The sequence below is a fragment of the Bacteroides sp. AM16-24 genome (assembly GCF_003471885.1).
Lineage (GTDB): Bacteria > Bacteroidota > Bacteroidia > Bacteroidales > Bacteroidaceae > Bacteroides.
Window position 1 is genome coordinate 51689 of the sequence record NZ_QRKI01000007.1, and the last position, 16402, is coordinate 68090.

General features: G+C 44.8%; 14 protein-coding genes and 1 pseudogene. 11 read left to right on the plus strand and 4 right to left on the minus strand.

The window, feature by feature from the left end; translation table 11 throughout:
- Positions 1-38: 38 nt before the first annotated feature.
- The 11 genes from DW182_RS10095 to miaA all read left to right on the plus strand — a co-directional run bounded on the left by DW182_RS10095 (position 39) and on the right by miaA (position 11412).
- Positions 39-1208, plus strand: coding sequence for an AIR synthase-related protein (locus DW182_RS10095; RefSeq protein WP_118295416.1), 1170 nt, complete (start codon positions 39-41; stop codon positions 1206-1208).
- A 4-nt stretch (positions 1209-1212) separates the two neighbouring features.
- The gene (locus DW182_RS22065; RefSeq protein WP_147400119.1) at positions 1213-1416 is read left to right on the plus strand and encodes a hypothetical protein; all 204 of its coding nucleotides are present in this window, start codon (positions 1213-1215) and stop codon (positions 1414-1416) included.
- Positions 1417-1421: 5 nt separating this feature from the next.
- Positions 1422-2534 (plus strand): peptide chain release factor 1, encoded by a 1113-nt coding sequence (prfA, locus tag DW182_RS10100; RefSeq protein ID WP_118295417.1) that lies wholly within the window; start codon positions 1422-1424, stop codon positions 2532-2534.
- A 45-nt stretch (positions 2535-2579) separates the two neighbouring features.
- A complete protein-coding gene (locus tag DW182_RS10105; protein ID WP_118295418.1) occupies positions 2580-4349 on the plus strand; it encodes a DUF4153 domain-containing protein in 1770 nt (589 codons plus the stop codon).
- Between the two features lie 35 nt (positions 4350-4384).
- Entirely contained in the window at positions 4385-5215 is an 831-nt protein-coding gene (gene pyrF, locus DW182_RS10110) for an orotidine-5'-phosphate decarboxylase (RefSeq protein ID WP_118295419.1), read from the plus strand.
- Positions 5216-5247: 32 nt separating this feature from the next.
- Positions 5248-6474, plus strand: a complete 1227-nt coding sequence (locus DW182_RS10115; protein WP_118295420.1) for an HD domain-containing protein — start codon at positions 5248-5250, stop codon at positions 6472-6474.
- Between the two features lie 85 nt (positions 6475-6559).
- The gene (gene lpxD, locus DW182_RS10120) at positions 6560-7600 is read left to right on the plus strand and encodes a UDP-3-O-(3-hydroxymyristoyl)glucosamine N-acyltransferase (RefSeq protein WP_118295421.1); all 1041 of its coding nucleotides are present in this window, start codon (positions 6560-6562) and stop codon (positions 7598-7600) included.
- 3 nt (positions 7601-7603) lie between these two features.
- Complete coding sequence (locus DW182_RS10125; protein ID WP_007666781.1) at positions 7604-8989, plus strand: bifunctional UDP-3-O-[3-hydroxymyristoyl] N-acetylglucosamine deacetylase/3-hydroxyacyl-ACP dehydratase; 1386 nt, start codon at positions 7604-7606, stop codon at positions 8987-8989.
- An 8-nt stretch (positions 8990-8997) separates the two neighbouring features.
- Positions 8998-9765: an acyl-ACP--UDP-N-acetylglucosamine O-acyltransferase gene (lpxA, locus tag DW182_RS10130; protein ID WP_007212551.1), complete on the plus strand. Its 768-nt coding sequence runs from the start codon at positions 8998-9000 to the stop codon at positions 9763-9765.
- Between the two features lie 23 nt (positions 9766-9788).
- The gene (locus DW182_RS10135; protein ID WP_118215909.1) at positions 9789-10349 is read left to right on the plus strand and encodes a hypothetical protein; all 561 of its coding nucleotides are present in this window, start codon (positions 9789-9791) and stop codon (positions 10347-10349) included.
- Positions 10350-10515: 166 nt separating this feature from the next.
- Positions 10516-11412 (plus strand): tRNA (adenosine(37)-N6)-dimethylallyltransferase MiaA, encoded by an 897-nt coding sequence (gene miaA, locus DW182_RS10140; protein WP_118295422.1) that lies wholly within the window; start codon positions 10516-10518, stop codon positions 11410-11412.
- A 3-nt stretch (positions 11413-11415) separates the two neighbouring features.
- Here the strand turns inward: miaA and DW182_RS10145 are convergent.
- The 4 genes and pseudogenes from DW182_RS10145 to DW182_RS10160 all read right to left on the minus strand — a co-directional run bounded on the left by DW182_RS10145 (position 11416) and on the right by DW182_RS10160 (position 16374).
- Positions 11416-12663 (minus strand): annotated as a pseudogene (locus tag DW182_RS10145) (carcinine hydrolase/isopenicillin-N N-acyltransferase family protein).
- 40 nt (positions 12664-12703) lie between these two features.
- On the minus strand, positions 12704-13309 hold the full coding sequence (locus tag DW182_RS10150) for a TonB-dependent receptor plug domain-containing protein (RefSeq protein WP_118295423.1): 606 nt from the start codon (positions 13307-13309) through the stop codon (positions 12704-12706).
- A gap of 92 nt (positions 13310-13401) precedes the next feature.
- Positions 13402-14166 (minus strand): TlpA disulfide reductase family protein, encoded by a 765-nt coding sequence (locus DW182_RS10155; RefSeq protein WP_118295424.1) that lies wholly within the window; start codon positions 14164-14166, stop codon positions 13402-13404.
- Between the two features lie 15 nt (positions 14167-14181).
- Entirely contained in the window at positions 14182-16374 is a 2193-nt protein-coding gene (locus DW182_RS10160; protein WP_118295425.1) for a M56 family metallopeptidase, read from the minus strand.
- Positions 16375-16402 lie beyond the last annotated feature (28 nt).

Consider the following 16402-nt stretch of genomic DNA (forward strand, 5'->3'; position numbering starts at 1 on the left):
CTACTTTTGCACATTCAATTGAAAAAACATATCAACTCATGAGTAACCAAAGATACATGATGCGTGGTGTCAGCGCGTCTAAAGAAGATGTGCACAATGCCATCAAGAACATTGACAAAGGTATTTTCCCGCAAGCTTTCTGTAAAATTATCCCCGACATTTTGGGCGGTGACCCGGAATATTGCAACATCATGCACGCCGACGGTGCAGGCACAAAGTCCTCATTGGCTTATATGTACTGGAAAGAAACAGGTGATCTTTCTGTTTGGAAAGGTATTGCACAGGATGCACTGATTATGAATATCGACGACCTGCTTTGCGTAGGTGCAGTAGATAACATCCTGGTTTCCTCTACCATCGGACGAAACAAATTGCTGATTCCGGGCGAAGTAATATCCGCCATCATCAACGGTACGGACGAATTGCTCGCCGAGCTCCGCGAGATGGGTGTAGGCGTATATGCCACAGGTGGTGAAACTGCCGATGTAGGCGACCTGGTACGTACCATCATCGTAGATAGTACTGTAACTTGCCGCATGAAGCGTAGCGATGTGATTGATAATGCCAATATCCGTCCGGGTGATGTAATTGTAGGCTTGGCTTCTTACGGACAGGCTACTTACGAAAAAGAATATAACGGTGGCATGGGTAGCAACGGACTGACCAGTGCCCGTCATGATGTATTCTCCAAATATCTGGCAGAGAAATATCCAGAAAGTTATGACAAGGCAGTACCTGAAGAACTAGTCTACTCCGGTGGTCTGAAACTGACGGATACCGTAGAAGGTAGTCCGCTGGATGCAGGCAAGCTGGTACTCTCCCCTACCCGCACGTATGCTCCGGTAGTGAAGAAATTACTGGATGCACTTCGCCCTGAAATTCACGGTATGGTACACTGCTCTGGTGGCGCACAAACGAAAGTACTGCATTTCATTAGTGATAATTGCCGCGTGATTAAAGATAATCTGTTCCCCGTTCCTCCTTTGTTCAAAACAATTAAAGAGCAGAGCAATACGGACTGGGCAGAGATGTACAAGGTATTCAATATGGGACACAGACTGGAAGTATACTTGTCACCCGAACATGCCGAAAAGGTAATCGCCATCAGCAAGAGTTTCGGTATTGATGCTCAGATTGTGGGGCATATTGAAGAAAGCAATCAGAAAGAACTGATTATCAAGAGCGAATTCGGAGAATTCAAATACTAATTCAATGAAGAAACTGATTTATATCTTATGCTGCCTCTTCTGCCTTTTTATCACTGCAGATATGGGGTATGATACGTGGGAACAGTTATCAGTAAAACCATTTTCTTTCAGGCTGTTCATGCGTATACTTGCATTGTTGGGTTGGTGTGCCATAACTTATGGCGTCGCCACCCGGAGATATGGATGGGTACAAAAACTTTGCAAATAAAATAAATGGCAGACAACAATACCATATTAGAGAAACTCGAAGGGCTTGTTGCCCGCTTCGAAGAAGTATCGACGCTGATTACAGACCCGGCAGTGATTGCCGACCAGAAGCGCTACGTTAAACTCACCAAAGAGTACAAAGAACTGGGTGACCTGATGGATGCCCGCAAAGAATATATCCAGGTGCTGAACGGCATCGAGGAAGCCAAAGAGATCATCACTAATGAAACAGACCCGGAAATGCGGGAAATGGCTCGCGAAGAATTGGATGCCTGTCAGGCACGCCAGCCGGAACTGGAAGAACATATCAAGCTCCTCCTCGTACCTGCCGACCCACAGGACAGCAAGAACGCCATCCTTGAAATCCGCGGGGGTACAGGTGGTGACGAAGCCGCAATCTTTGCCGGAGACCTCTTCCGCATGTACACCAAATTCTGCGAAACGAAAGGTTGGAAGATGGAAATATCCAGCGTCAACGAAGGCGCAGCAGGCGGATTCAAGGAAATTATTTGCAGCGTTACGGGCGATAATGTATACGGAACGCTGAAATATGAATCGGGTGTACACCGCGTACAGCGTGTTCCGGCTACTGAAACTCAGGGGCGTGTACATACTTCCGCCGCATCCGTAGCCGTGCTGCCCGAAGCAGAAGAGTTCGATGTAGTAATTAATGAAGGCGAAATCAAATGGGATACTTTCCGAAGCGGCGGTGCCGGTGGACAGAACGTAAATAAGGTGGAATCCGGTGTGCGTCTACGCTATGTCTGGAAGAACCCCAACACGGGTGTTTCTGAGGAAATCCTGATAGAATGTACCGAAACGCGCGACCAACCGAAGAATAAGGAACGCGCCCTCTCACGTCTGCGTACCTTCATTTACGACAAGGAACATCAGAAATATCTGGACGATATTGCCTCCAAACGAAAAACAATGGTATCTACCGGAGACCGTTCCGCTAAAATCCGTACCTACAACTATCCGCAAGGACGTATCACTGATCATCGTATCAACTATACCATTTATAACCTTGCCGCCTTCATGGATGGCGATATTCAAGATTGTATAGACCACTTGATTGTAGCGGAAAATGCAGAACGGCTGAAAGAAAGTGAACTGTAACCCCAAAGGAAAGACGTAGCCCCGGAAACTTCAACGGCAGAACAAATGAAAGGACAGTTTTTAAATAAAGCATTTCATACTCTGACGGAAGCATTTCAGAATTGCCTGAAACGTTTTCCAACTACAGTATGTTTTGTCCTTGCACTTACCGCCTATCTGGCTTATCTGGTATCTACCGAAATGGAGGATGAAAGAAAACTTACGCTGGTTCTGGGTTATTACTTTTCTGTCGGCACCCTGCTCTCACTCACTCTCCATCTGTGGAGCGAAGAAATAAAGAACCGGGTAAAAGGGATCAGTGTGCATATTATGATGCATGTGTTGCTTATTGCCGACGCAGTGTATCTCTACAGCCTCTCTCCGGAGCGGTCGCTCACAGAAATAAGCATAGCTCACGGAGCGGCTATCCTCGCCTTGTGGTTTTCAGTCTTCTTCCTCTCATTCACCAAAGAAAAGAATGACATTCCGAGCTGGAACTTTGCTTCCTACACTGTAGGGGCTTTTGTCACGGCAAACGTGGTGGGACTGATTATGAGTGGTGGAATAAGCCTGCTCGTCTTTTCACTCCACCAGCTCTTCGATGTGGATGTGAGTTGGAAATGCTACCTGTATATCCTTACTATATGTAGTGTATTGCTCCCGATGCTACTCTTTCTCGGCATGTTGCCCAAAGACGAATTAAAACACAACCAAGAACCGCAACCATCAGAGTTCCTGAACGGAACGATACATTTCCTTTTTCTCCCGCTCATGGCAGGGTATCTGCTTGTACTCTATATCTATGCCACCCGCATCCTTATCAATTGGGAACTACCTACAGGCTGGGTATCTTGGCTCGTAGTGGCACTCATGGCGGGATGTATCGCCATTGAATTCGGACTGTATCCGGCACGGGTCAGTGAATCAAAGCGCATAAATGAATGGATTGCACGCTGGCTGCCTGCCCTGGTACTCCCGTTACTGATATTAATGACAGTCGGTATCATCCGCCGCTTCAACGATTATGGTGTCACAATCAACCGACTTTATCTGATTACACTTAATATCTGGTGTTATATCGTTTGCTTCGGATTGGTCTTCACCCAGGCACGCCGCATCAGTTGGATTCCTATCTCATTTTCCACCATCTTCCTGCTGACTTCCGTATTGCCGGTGAACTATGCAAGCATCACCCGGAACGTCATGCGCCATAGCGTAGAGAAGGAACTGGCACGAAGCGGTAAAACAGACTTGCCCCTCTCACGCAACCAGTACGACAACTGGCTGGATTCACTTCCGGCAAAGACCGCATTGCAAGTGAACGACCGACTCCGTTATCTGCACTACTGGTTCGGACGGAAAAGCATAGCCGACCTTGTAGACAAAGACGCATCATTCTATTATGCCCAAAACCGTTTCGGTCAGAACAGTAATAAAGCGGCCGATAACGATAAAGCTGCAGACGGTAACCGGGCTGTATCATACAATGGTCAGGCATCCTCACAGACAAGCATCGAGATTCCTAAGGGATACAGCCATTTCGTAATCATACCGGAATCAAGCAGGCAACTCAAAATTCCACATAAGTATATAGAAACAGGAGTATTGCTCGCCTCTCTCGGTACGCGGACAGATGAAATGAACGATACGGCATACATTGACCTTAAAAACATTGAAGCACTTCAACGTTATAAATATGGTGAAATGCCTCCTGCACAATTCAAATGTAACTCTGATAAGTGCCTCTTCATACTGACAGGTTTCTCTTTAGATTATCAAGAAGAAGGAGACGAGGCTCTTTTACTGAATATAAACGGCTATCTATTCAAGAAATAGTAAAACGAATCATAAACAGACTAAATATATCCAATATGAACAAACAACAACTTTTTGAAAATATCAAGCGTAAGAAATCATTCCTTTGCGTAGGTCTGGATACAGACATCAAGAAAATCCCGGAACACTTGTTGAAAGAAGAAGACCCGATCTTCGCCTTCAATAAAGCCATCATCGATGCAACAGCCGACCTTTGCATCGCCTACAAACCCAATCTCGCTTTCTACGAAAGTATGGGTGTGAAAGGCTGGATCGCCTTCGAGAAGACCGTGAAGTATATCAAGGAGAACTATCCCGACCAATTCATCATTGCCGATGCAAAGCGTGGTGACATTGGAAATACCTCTGCCATGTATGCCCGCACTTTCTTTGAAGAACTGGACATCGACTCTGTAACCGTAGCCCCTTACATGGGTGAGGACAGTGTTACCCCGTTCCTGACTTACGAAGGCAAATGGGTAATCCTCCTAGCACTAACAAGCAACAAAGGCTCACACGACTTCCAGTTAACAGAAGACCCCAACGGTGAACGCCTTTTCGAAAGAGTACTGCGCAAGTCTCAGGAATGGGCTAACGATGGACAGATGATGTATGTGGTAGGTGCTACACAAGGCCGTGCTTTCGAAGATATCCGCAAGATTGTTCCTAACCATTTCCTGCTTGTGCCGGGTGTAGGTGCACAGGGTGGCTCACTGGAAGAAGTCTGTAAGTATGGCATGAACTCCACTTGTGGACTGATTGTGAACTCCAGCCGTGGCATCATTTATGTGGATAAGACTGAGAAATTTGCAGAAGCTGCACGTAATGCCGCAAAGGAAGTGCAACAGCAAATGGCGGAACAGTTGAAGGGAGTGATTAACGCCTAATCACTTATCACCTACCCTTAATCACTAACAACGTGTTCGAACGAAAGATCATTAACGACCCGGTATTCGGGTTCATCAATATTCCGAAGGGGTTGCTGTACGACATCGTGCGGCATCCTCTCTTGCAGCGTTTAACCCGCATTAAGCAACTGGGTTTGTCGTCTGTGGTTTATCCCGGTGCACAGCACACGCGCTTTCAACATTCGTTGGGGGCTTTCCATTTGACGAGCGAAGCTATCCAGCACCTCACCAGCAAAGGGAACTTCATTTTCGACAGTGAAGCCGAAGCCGTGCAGGCGGCCATTCTGATGCATGATATCGGACACGGTCCTTTTTCTCATGTACTGGAAAATACCATCGTACAGGGCATATCCCACGAAGATATCTCTCTCATGCTGATGGAACGTATCAACAAAGAAATGAACGGGCAACTCACACTTGCCATCCAGATATTCAAGGACGAATACCCCAAAAAGTTCCTGCACCAGCTAGTCAGCGGACAACTCGACATGGACCGCATGGACTACCTTCGCCGCGACAGTTTCTACACCGGCGTAACGGAAGGTAACATCGGTTCGGCACGCATCATCAAGATGCTCGATGTGAAAGAAGACCATCTCGTAGTAGAATCCAAAGGTATCTATTCCATTGAGAACTTCCTCACAGCCCGCCGCTTGATGTACTGGCAGGTATATCTGCACAAAACATCCGTGGCATACGAGAAAATGCTCATTAGCGCCCTGCTCCGTGCTAAAGAATTAGCAAGCAAAGGTGTAGAATTATTTGCTTCACCGGCATTGCGTTTTTTCCTTTACAACGATATCAACAAGGAAACTTTCTATAACAATCCGGAGTGCCTGGAGAACTTTATCCAACTGGACGACAATGATATATGGACCGCATTAAAGGTCTGGAGCACCCACAGTGACAAGGTTTTATCCACGCTGAGCCTCGGTATGATCAACCGTAATATCTTTAAAGTGGAAATTTCTACCGAACCAATATGTGAAGAAAGGAAAAAAGAGTTAACTTTGCAAATCAGTCAGCAACTGGACATACCCCTCTCTGAAGCGAGCTATTTCGTCTCTACCCCCAGCATCGAGAAGAATATGTACGACCCGGCAGACGATAGTATTGATATCCTTTATAAAGACGGAAGTATCAAGAATATTGCTGAAGCATCGGACATGCTCAACATTTCCCTACTTTCTAAAAAGGTAAAAAAATACTATCTTTGCTACCAACGTTTGCATAGGTAAGTATAAAATATTCACCCAAGGACAAGGAAATATAAAAAAAAAGTCCGTTATTTGTGATTTGAAACCATCTAACAAGAATAAGACAATGGAGTTCTCTGCTAAACAAATTGCAACATTTATCCAAGGAGAAATCGTTGGAGACGAGAATGCAACTGTACATACTTTTGCCAAGATAGAAGAAGGCATCCCCGGTGCTATATCGTTTCTGTCCAACCCCAAATATACATCTTACATCTACGAAACAAAATCCAGTATTGTACTGGTAAACAAAGACTTCGTTCCTGAACAAGAAATAAAAACCACTTTAATTAAGGTGGATAATGCCTACGAAAGTTTGGCTAAATTGCTCAACCTTTACGAACAAAGTAAGCCTAAGCGTGTGGGTATTGATCCGTTGGCTTTCGTTGCCGAGACTGCAAAGATTGGCAAGGATGTTTACATTGCGCCCTTTGCTTGCATTGGTGAGTATGCAGAAGTAGGAGACAATACAATGATACATCCGCATGCTACCGTAGGCAGTGGTGCCAAAGTGGGCAGCGATTGTATCTTATATGCCAATACAACCATTTATCATGACTGTCGGATAGGCAATCATTGCATCCTGCATTCCGGCAGTGTGATCGGTGCGGATGGTTTTGGTTTCGCTCCAACTCCCGAAGGTTACGAAAAAATACCTCAAATCGGTATCGTAATACTGGAAGACAATGTAGAGATAGGCGCAAACACTTGCGTGGACCGTGCTACAATGGGTGCAACCATCGTACACAAAGGTGTGAAACTGGACAACCTGATACAGGTAGCCCACAATGACGAAATCGGTGCAAACACTGTTATGGCGGCGCAAGTGGGTATTGCAGGATCTACCAAGATAGGCGAATGGTGTATGTTCGGCGGTCAGGTAGGCATTGCAGGACATATCCATATCGGAAATAAAGTGAACCTCGGAGCACAGTCCGGTGTTCCCAGTAATATTAAGGATGGCAGCCAGTTAATCGGTACTCCTCCCATGGAGCTGAAACAATACTTTAAAGCCTCCGTTGCCCAACGGAACCTGCCGGATATGCTAACAGAACTCCGCCAGCTCCGTAAAGAACTGAATGAATTAAAACAACAAATAAATAAGTAACAAATGTTGAAACAAAAGACTCTGAAAGACAGTTTTTCCCTCAGTGGTAAAGGTCTTCACACGGGACTTGACCTGACCGTTACTTTCAATCCGGCTCCGGACAACCACGGATATAAAATCCAGCGCACCGACGTGGAGGGACAACCTATCATTGATGCGGTTGCGGACAACGTGACTGAAACCACTCGCGGCACTGTTCTTTCCAAGAATGGCGTGAAGGTTAGTACTGTAGAGCACGGCATGGCAGCCCTCTATGCCTTAGGTATCGATAACTGCCTGATACAAGTCAACGGTCCCGAGTTTCCCATTCTGGACGGTAGCGCCCAATACTATGCAAAAGAGATAGAGCGCGTCGGTACAGAAGAACAAAACGCCGTTAAAGATTTCTATATTATCAAGTCAAAGATCGAGTTCCGCGATGAAAAGACTGGTTCTTCCATCATCGTGTTGCCCGACGAGAACTTCAGTCTGAATGTGCTGGTATCTTACGACTCGACCATCATTCCCAACCAGTTTGCAACTCTGGAGGATATGTCAAAGTTCAAAGACGAAGTAGCTGCCAGCCGCACATTCGTATTTGTACGCGAAATAGAGCCATTATTGCAAGCCGGCCTTATCAAGGGGGGGGATCTGGACAATGCTATCGTAATCTACGAACGTGAAATGTCTCAGGAAGACTTCGATAAACTGGCCGACGTAATGGGGGTTCCCCACATGGATGCCAAACAATTGGGTTACATCAACCACAAACCACTGGTATGGGCCAATGAATGTGCCCGTCACAAACTGCTCGACGTAATCGGTGACTTGGCTTTGATAGGCAAACCCATCAAGGGACGTATCATCGCTACCCGTCCGGGACATACCATTAATAACAAGTTCGCCCGCCAGATGCGTAAGGAAATCCGCCTGCACGATATACAGGCTCCGACTTACGACTGTAACCGCGAACCCATCATGGATGTAAACCGTATCCGCGAACTGTTGCCGCACCGTTACCCATTCCAATTAGTGGACAAGGTGATTGAAATAGGTGCCAATTATATTGTAGGCGTGAAGAATATCACCGCCAACGAGCCTTTCTTCCAAGGACACTTCCCACAGGAACCGGTAATGCCGGGTGTATTACAGGTTGAAGCTATGGCACAGGTAGGTGGCCTGCTTGTATTGAACTCCGTAGACGAACCCGAACGCTATTCTACCTATTTCATGAAGATAGATGGTGTGAAGTTCCGTCAGAAGGTAGTGCCGGGTGATACCCTTATCTTCCGTGTGGAACTACTTGCACCTATCCGCCGTGGCATTTCCACGATGAAAGGTTATGCGTTCGTAGGCGAGAAAGTGGTTTGCGAGGCAGAGTTTATGGCACAAATAGTTAAGAACAAATAATTCAAAGCATGATAAGTCCCTTAGCGTATATTCATCCCGAGGCAAAAATCGGGGAAAACGTAGAGATTGCTCCTTTTGTATTCATCGACAAGAATGTGGTAATCGGCGATAACAACAAGATTATGGCAAATGCCAACATTCTGTACGGTTCACGTATCGGCAATGGAAATACTATTTTTCCGGGAGCTGTTATCGGTGCTATCCCTCAGGATCTGAAATTTCAGGGAGAAGAGAGTACCGCTGAAATCGGTGACAACAATACCATTCGTGAAAATGTCACCATCAATCGCGGTACGGCTGCCAAAGGCAGAACCATTATTGGTAACAACAACCTGTTGATGGAAGGTGTGCATGTAGCTCATGACGCTCTTGTCGGTAATTACTGTATCATAGGTAACTCTACCAAAATGGCAGGTGAGATAGTTATAGACGATTTCTCCATTATCAGCGCTAATGTATTGATGCATCAATTCTGCCGTGTAGGTGGATATGGCATGATACAAGGCGGGTGCCGTTTCAGTAAGGATATTCCGCCATACATCATTGCAGGTCGGGAACCGATTGCTTACAGTGGTATCAACATTATCGGGTTGCGTCGTCGCGGGTTCTCCAATGAAACCATTGAGAACATACACAATGCATACCGTATCATTTACCAAAGTGGCTTGAACACTTCAGATGCATTAAAGAAAATAGAAGAAGAAATTCCGACGAGCCCGGAAATAGAATACATTGTCAGCTTCATCCGTGACTCCGAACGTGGTATTATTAGGTGATAAAACGATAAAGTAATTAGAATATGATATACAGATTTACACTTATCTCCGATGAAGTGGACGACTTCGTAAGAGAAATACAAATTGACCCGGAAGCTACATTCTACGACTTCCATGAGGCTATAGTGAAGTCAGTAGGCTATACTAACGACCAGATGACTTCTTTCTTCATCTGTGATGATGATTGGGAAAAAGAAAAGGAAATCACACTGGAAGAGATGGATGACAATCCGGAAATGGACAGTTGGGTAATGAAAGACACCACTATCAGCGAACTGATAGAAGATGAAAAGCAGAAGTTACTCTATGTGTTCGACTACATGACAGAACGCTGTTTCTTTATTGAACTTTCCGAGATCATTACCGGAAAGGAAATGAAAGGTGCCAAATGTACCAAGAAGGAAGGCGATGCCCCGAAACAGACTATTGACTTCGAAGAAATGGCAGCCAACAGCGGATCACTCGATCTGGATGAAAACTTCTATGGAGATCAAGACTTTGATCTGGAAGAATTCGACCAGGAAGGATTCGATATGGGAGGCGGTGAAGGTGGCACAGCATCGTTTGAGGAAGAAAAATTCTAAATTTGAATATACCAAGAGAGGAACCATACTCTTTATAGTATATTTTTAGACGCAGATTACGCGGATTACACAGATTTTTTTAGTTTAGAATCCGTGTTATCCGCGTAATCTGTGTCTAAAGGATAATCTCCATTTTATCTTTGAAACCATTTTACATAATATCTGTATGAAAACCCTGATAGTGCTTATTGGACCGACCGGAGTCGGAAAGACCGAACTCAGCCTGCGGCTGGCAGAGCATTACCAAACTTGCATCGTTTCCGCAGACTCCCGGCAACTCTACGCCGATTTGAAAATAGGGACGGCAGCCCCTACCCCCGAGCAACTGCAACGCGTGAAACATCACCTTGTAGGAACCTTGCAACTCACCGATTACTACAGTGCCGCCCAATACGAAGCGGAGGTACTGAGACTCTTGGAAACTTTATTCACCGAGCAAGACACAGTATTACTTACCGGTGGTTCTATGATGTATGTGGATGCCGTTTGCAAAGGCATTGACGATATTCCGACCGTGGATACTGAAACACGCCAAGTGATGCTGCATAAGTATGAAACGGAAGGTCTGGAAAGATTGTGCGCAGAGCTAAAGTTACTCGACCCGGAATACTACAGAATAGTGGATCTGAAGAATCCTAAACGTGTAATCCATGCACTGGAGATATGCTATATGACTGGAAAAACTTACACTTCATTCCGCACCCAACAGAAAAAAGAGCGCCCCTTCCGCATCATCAAAATAGGATTGACGCGCGATCGGGAAGAACTTTACGAACGCATAAACCGACGGGTAGAGATTATGATAGAGGATGGCCTGGAAGAAGAAGCCAGAAAGGTATATCCTTACCGGGCACTTAATTCATTGAATACGGTAGGTTATAAAGAAATGTTCAAATATCTGGACGGAGAATGGACCTTGCCTTTTGCCATAGAGAAAATCCAACAGAACTCCCGCATCTATTCGCGCAAGCAAATGACATGGTTCAGGAGAGATGAAGAAATCCGTTGGTTCCATCCGGAACAAGAAACGGAGATACTAGCGTACCTCCGTTCGGTAATGTAAGTTCTATTCTGATTCCAGTAAACTTTGATAAATCATTCTAATGGATGACTCCAGTTCATCGTACAGCTTCGGTATTGCTTGGGTATCGAGGCTTCCTTTTTTGTACCACTCTTCCAGCAATGGCTTCGTCGTACGGAATACTTCATCTTCCACTTCAGTAATCACTGTCATATAACCGTCACCTTTCCCAGGACTATACAACCTCTCCCAATTCAGATAACGTCCGGTGCCCATTCCCTGCTTATAGCTGAAAACTCTGTCTGCCAAGCGAAGTGACCAATCACTGAGCAGAGCTGCCTCATGTTCTTTGTTGAAACGTACCATTCCGGGAAGGAGTTTTCCGGCATCTTTCACCCACAGCGGGACAGCTATACCGGTAGGAGGATAACCTAACAGTGTCCACATGGTAGTCAGTTCGGCCTTCTCACCCGGTTTTACCCCCTGTACCACCACCGAACACGATGTACTGCTACGCGGAATGAAGTCCTGATCTACAAACCAGCCCGATGCCTGAGGACGATTATACCCCCCGCTACGCAAATCAATATCCAGCATACGGTTACGGAACGAACGCGATAAATCATTGAAAATAAACTGTGGGGTAATACTACCTGTAGCCGAAGCCTTCATCAGTACCTAGTCTGCTTCCATATAGCGCACATAGCCGGCACCCTCGTTCACTTTACCTGCAAAAGAGAAGTTGGTACGGGCAATATAACCATAAGGAGCATCTTTCGGATTATTGGCATCATACATCACATATTTATAATAATCTACTTCAAACATAGCTGCCCCACCTTGTGCATCGATTACACCAAAATTAGCTTCGATATCACTGGGCTTGGAAATGGTATCCAGAAAATGACAGAAGTCCTCTACCGTAGCACAAACTTCAAGTGCACGATAAATAACACGCCCATTGGCTGCTCCCCGTTCTTCATCGCCTTTTACATCCACCAAGTTATACGATTGTGTATTCATCAAAGCGAATCCTGCAGAGTTAGTTCCCATCCATGCCTCTTTCAGATATGCATTGGCACTATTCACTACAGCAATAAAGTCATACCTCTCGCCTTTCACATAGTCAACATGATTTCGCATAAAGTCCGTATCACGGTTTTTCCAAAGCAGGGGGCGCCCGTCGGGTGTCACTTTACCCGATACAACAGCAGAAGTACAAGCATGCACAGGAGTAGCAAAGAAAACGATTGCCACCGCACACAGGATTAATAAGGATATTTGTTTCAACATAAGTCATCAGGTATTGGGAAAGCCGATACAATAATTACTTTTATTCGTATTCCCCCCTTATAAAGATCATTGGTTTAATATAAATTTCCAGTATTCCGTCAGCACCGGTCTTCACCTCCATTTGCTCAATACTCGTTTGATACGCAGTACTGGCCGTAACTTCTTTGCCGTCAATATAGTAACGTGCATTCCTCCTGTCAACACCTCTCGGTTTCAACAAATCATCAATCTGCTTAATCGTTTTTTCTTCCTTTACCTGCTGTGGAGTTTTCAGTTTCAGAACTATGACCCCATTTATTCCACGCGTACCATAAATAGCAGTAGCCGAAGCATCTTTCAAAATATCAATGCTTTCAATGTGCATAGGATTCAATGCCGCAAAGATTTCATAAGGAAGTTCTATCCCATTTACGATGTACAAAGGCTCATTGGATGGAATAGGGAAGCGGTCTCTGACAACCAATGTGCCATCTTTCTTAGGAGATCGTGTCACAAGTGTGTCATTCTTCAAAGTATCTTTGAAAATTACAAGCTCTTTCATGAAAGAGGTTTCAGCATGAATAGATATAGCGGCAGATATCACTAATAATAGAAATACTCCCCAAAAGAAGCTATATCCCCGGTAAATTCGTTTTCCTTGTCTCATAGCATTATCTTTTAAGTGATTAGATTCTAAACCGTCTCAAACAAAATTACTTAAAAGTAATGACTTAAACAAAGAAATAAGAAACAAAGTGTCTATTCGGCAGACAATTCCCTCAATTTATCAAGCAGAAACTCGCGCTTGCTGGTGCTGGTGCCTTCTTCCCAATAACGAATGATGCCCTTTTTATCAATCAACAACGTAGTCGGCGTCACCTGCACCTTAAACAGGTTGAAAAAGAACAATTCATCAGCGATATGAGTGAAGAGGAATGGACGGTTTTCCACAATCTTCTTTATCTGCTCCGCAGTGTTCCAGGTAGTAGAGAAATAAGTTACATCCGGACACACTTTCATCCACTCGTTCAGATCTGGCATTTCCTTGATGCAGGGTCCGCAACCGGTATGCCAGTAATTCAGGACAAAAGGCTTTCCAAGTATATCTGCCTTCGTCCAGACACGGCCTGCGGTATCCGTTACTTTAAAGTCCGGAAACGGCTTTCCCACCCATTCATCAAGGGTAACCGTATTGCTGGCTATGCTTATCATCGGTTCTGTTCCCGCACGGGAAATTCTCAAAAGTTCTTCCCCTCCGGGTACTTCTTCTACCGGAATCCGATATTTGACAGCGTACTCCGGCAGCGTTTTTCCCTTAGGCAACCTAATCTCCAAAGCCATGTGCCCTTCGTCATCTTTTAGCATGACAAAGCGGTCTCCTTGCGCATTCCTGATTCCCGGCGGCATACCATTAAAGAAATATCCATCGATAAGATAATATTTATCACTGGTGGTCTGGGCAGAGCAAAGCCCCGCCCAAACAAACATCAAAGAGAGAAACAAAAAGAGAGAATTCCGTTTCATATAAAATCGATTTTATTATTCGTCTTTTAAAGTAATCGTAACCTTCGGTTCAGCTTTCACCTTAGCAGATTTCATGCCCACATAGGATACCTTCAACTTATCGCCCTTTGATGCAGACATAATAAAGCGTCCGTCCACATCAGTGACTGTTCCTCTGTTTGTTCCTTCAATCAGAACAGCGGCACCAATGACAGGCTCTCCATCTTTATCCTGAACAACACCTTCAACTCTCATTTCACCTTTGACAGAAGCTTTCTCACCACCTTTGACGGTAAAATAAATATTCTCCTTGCCTTCACTAGTAACCGTAGTGTATTTCCCTTTGCTTTTCTTGGTAGTGATATAGATCTTCCCTCTATTTGCATCTTCTGCATTTTTCTCAACATTGATGCTCTCTATCTCATTGGGAGATACAACTTCATCCAATGCTTTACCGGACAATTCGATTTTCTCTCCATCAACAAACACATCCACATCTGCCCAGTCTGCCCTTCTATTATTCAGATAAACAGCATTCACTCCGGGTACGCTGACTACCGAACTCTTGGTTGATAAAGTAATAGGCTTTTTATCACTTCCCTTCAGGGTAATCAGGATGACGCCATTCTTTCCTTTTTCGCCATACAGTTCAGTAGCTGATTCGTTTTTCAAGACAGTCATAGCCTCTATTTTATTAACATTTAAAGCAGACATTATCGAGGAAGTGACTTCTTTACCATCTACAACATACAAAGGAGCATCCATACCCTCTATAAAGAAGTCTGTCGACTTCGAACTCACCGCCACCTGAGAATTCTTCATCTCTCCGCCCTCCAATCTGAACAACACCGGCATCGTAAATTTCACCGCTACCGCCTGTCCCTTTTGCATTCCCGGCTTCCACTTCGGCATCGACTTCACCAATCGGATAGCCTCAGCATCCAGTTCTTTATCTACCGGACGGAGAACTTTAGGTTCCGTCACATTTCCTGCTTTATCAACAACAAACTGCACCGTGACACGCCCTTGCGTACCGTTTTCCTTTGCAGATTCAGGATATTGCATATTCTTCTGAATGTATTCCAAAGCAGCAGACATTCCGCCACCGGGGAATTCCGGCATCTGTTCAACCATTTCAAAAACCGGAGAACCTTGCAGTTTGTCACCCACCTCCGCAGGTATGTACTTCACCTCTACAGGCTTCGCTGTATCTTTCAATACTGTGCTTACCTGCACAGCCTCCTCGATAGTTTTTGTGACTTTTGCTTCCACAATTGCTGTCAAATCATTAACTTTGACGGCAGAAATCTCTTCTGCGGTTTCCGAGATTTCAGGACGGGCAAAAGCTGTTACTGCAATAGCTGCTACTGGAAGCATATACAAATACTTCAATTTTGCCCACGGATTCGATTTTTCTTTTAACATCATAGTGATACGTTTTTTAAGTTTACTGTGATTAAAGCTGTTGGCCATAGAGTAGAGCCTTGTGCCGACAGCTTTTTTGATTAATAATAGTTGATATTGTTTCGCGTCAACGCCTTTTTCAATCACTGTTTCATCAGCTTCATACTCATGGATATTCTGCAATTCCTGCTTCAATAGCCACGAAGCCGGATTGAACCATTGAAAAAAGATACAGATATCCGCCACCAGCAAATCCCATGAGTGCCGGTTCTGTATATGAGCCAATTCATGAATAAGTATCTCCCGACCATTCTCATCCAGATCTTTTTTCGAAATAACGATATATTTCATCCAACTGAACGGAGCTATATCATGCTCGTGCACTATTAAAGTCACTTTCTCACCATCCCCGGTATATTTACTCAAGTTCTCTTTCCTACCAGACTTTAGTAATCCGCCTAATTTCAACAACGAATATCCGTTGCGTAGAGCAAAAAATAAAATACCTGCCAGATATACCAACAATGCAACCTGTATCCAAGTCACCGTTACTTCCTCTGCCTGTAAATCCATAGACTCAGCTGTGTTCATCATATCCGCCAGCATCAGCCATTGTTCCAGTGTCATCATGGTTTGATGAACTTCTGTCTGCTTCTCTACAGTAACTTCCACCAATGGCAAAAGACAAGACAGCAACAATATGCTCAACAACGCTACCCGGTTGAAACGGTGAAACGTCTCACGGCTCAGCAACAGACGGTAGAACAAGTAGAATGCCGCCAAACAAACCGACGACTTCAGTATATAGACAAAGAAAATTCCCATATTGATGTACTATTTAATAATTTACAGC

Excerpts from the sequence above, each read along its gene's own strand:
- DW182_RS10155 (WP_118295424.1), bottom strand. The coding sequence starts at position 14,166 with ATGAAACGGAATTCTCTCTTTTTGTTTCTCTCTTTGATGTTTGTTTGG.
- DW182_RS22065 (WP_147400119.1), top strand. The coding sequence starts at position 1,213 with ATGAAGAAACTGATTTATATCTTATGCTGCCTCTTCTGCCTTTTTATC.
- miaA (WP_118295422.1), top strand. The coding sequence starts at position 10,516 with ATGAAAACCCTGATAGTGCTTATTGGACCGACCGGAGTCGGAAAGACC.
- DW182_RS10105 (WP_118295418.1), top strand. The coding sequence starts at position 2,580 with ATGAAAGGACAGTTTTTAAATAAAGCATTTCATACTCTGACGGAAGCA.
- lpxD (WP_118295421.1), top strand. The coding sequence starts at position 6,560 with ATGGAGTTCTCTGCTAAACAAATTGCAACATTTATCCAAGGAGAAATC.
- DW182_RS10095 (WP_118295416.1), top strand. The coding sequence starts at position 39 with ATGAGTAACCAAAGATACATGATGCGTGGTGTCAGCGCGTCTAAAGAA.
- DW182_RS10125 (WP_007666781.1), top strand. The coding sequence starts at position 7,604 with ATGTTGAAACAAAAGACTCTGAAAGACAGTTTTTCCCTCAGTGGTAAA.
- DW182_RS10160 (WP_118295425.1), bottom strand. The coding sequence starts at position 16,374 with ATGGGAATTTTCTTTGTCTATATACTGAAGTCGTCGGTTTGTTTGGCG.
- lpxA (WP_007212551.1), top strand. The coding sequence starts at position 8,998 with ATGATAAGTCCCTTAGCGTATATTCATCCCGAGGCAAAAATCGGGGAA.
- DW182_RS10135 (WP_118215909.1), top strand. The coding sequence starts at position 9,789 with ATGATATACAGATTTACACTTATCTCCGATGAAGTGGACGACTTCGTA.
- DW182_RS10150 (WP_118295423.1), bottom strand. The coding sequence starts at position 13,309 with ATGAGACAAGGAAAACGAATTTACCGGGGATATAGCTTCTTTTGGGGA.
- pyrF (WP_118295419.1), top strand. The coding sequence starts at position 4,385 with ATGAACAAACAACAACTTTTTGAAAATATCAAGCGTAAGAAATCATTC.
- prfA (WP_118295417.1), top strand. The coding sequence starts at position 1,422 with ATGGCAGACAACAATACCATATTAGAGAAACTCGAAGGGCTTGTTGCC.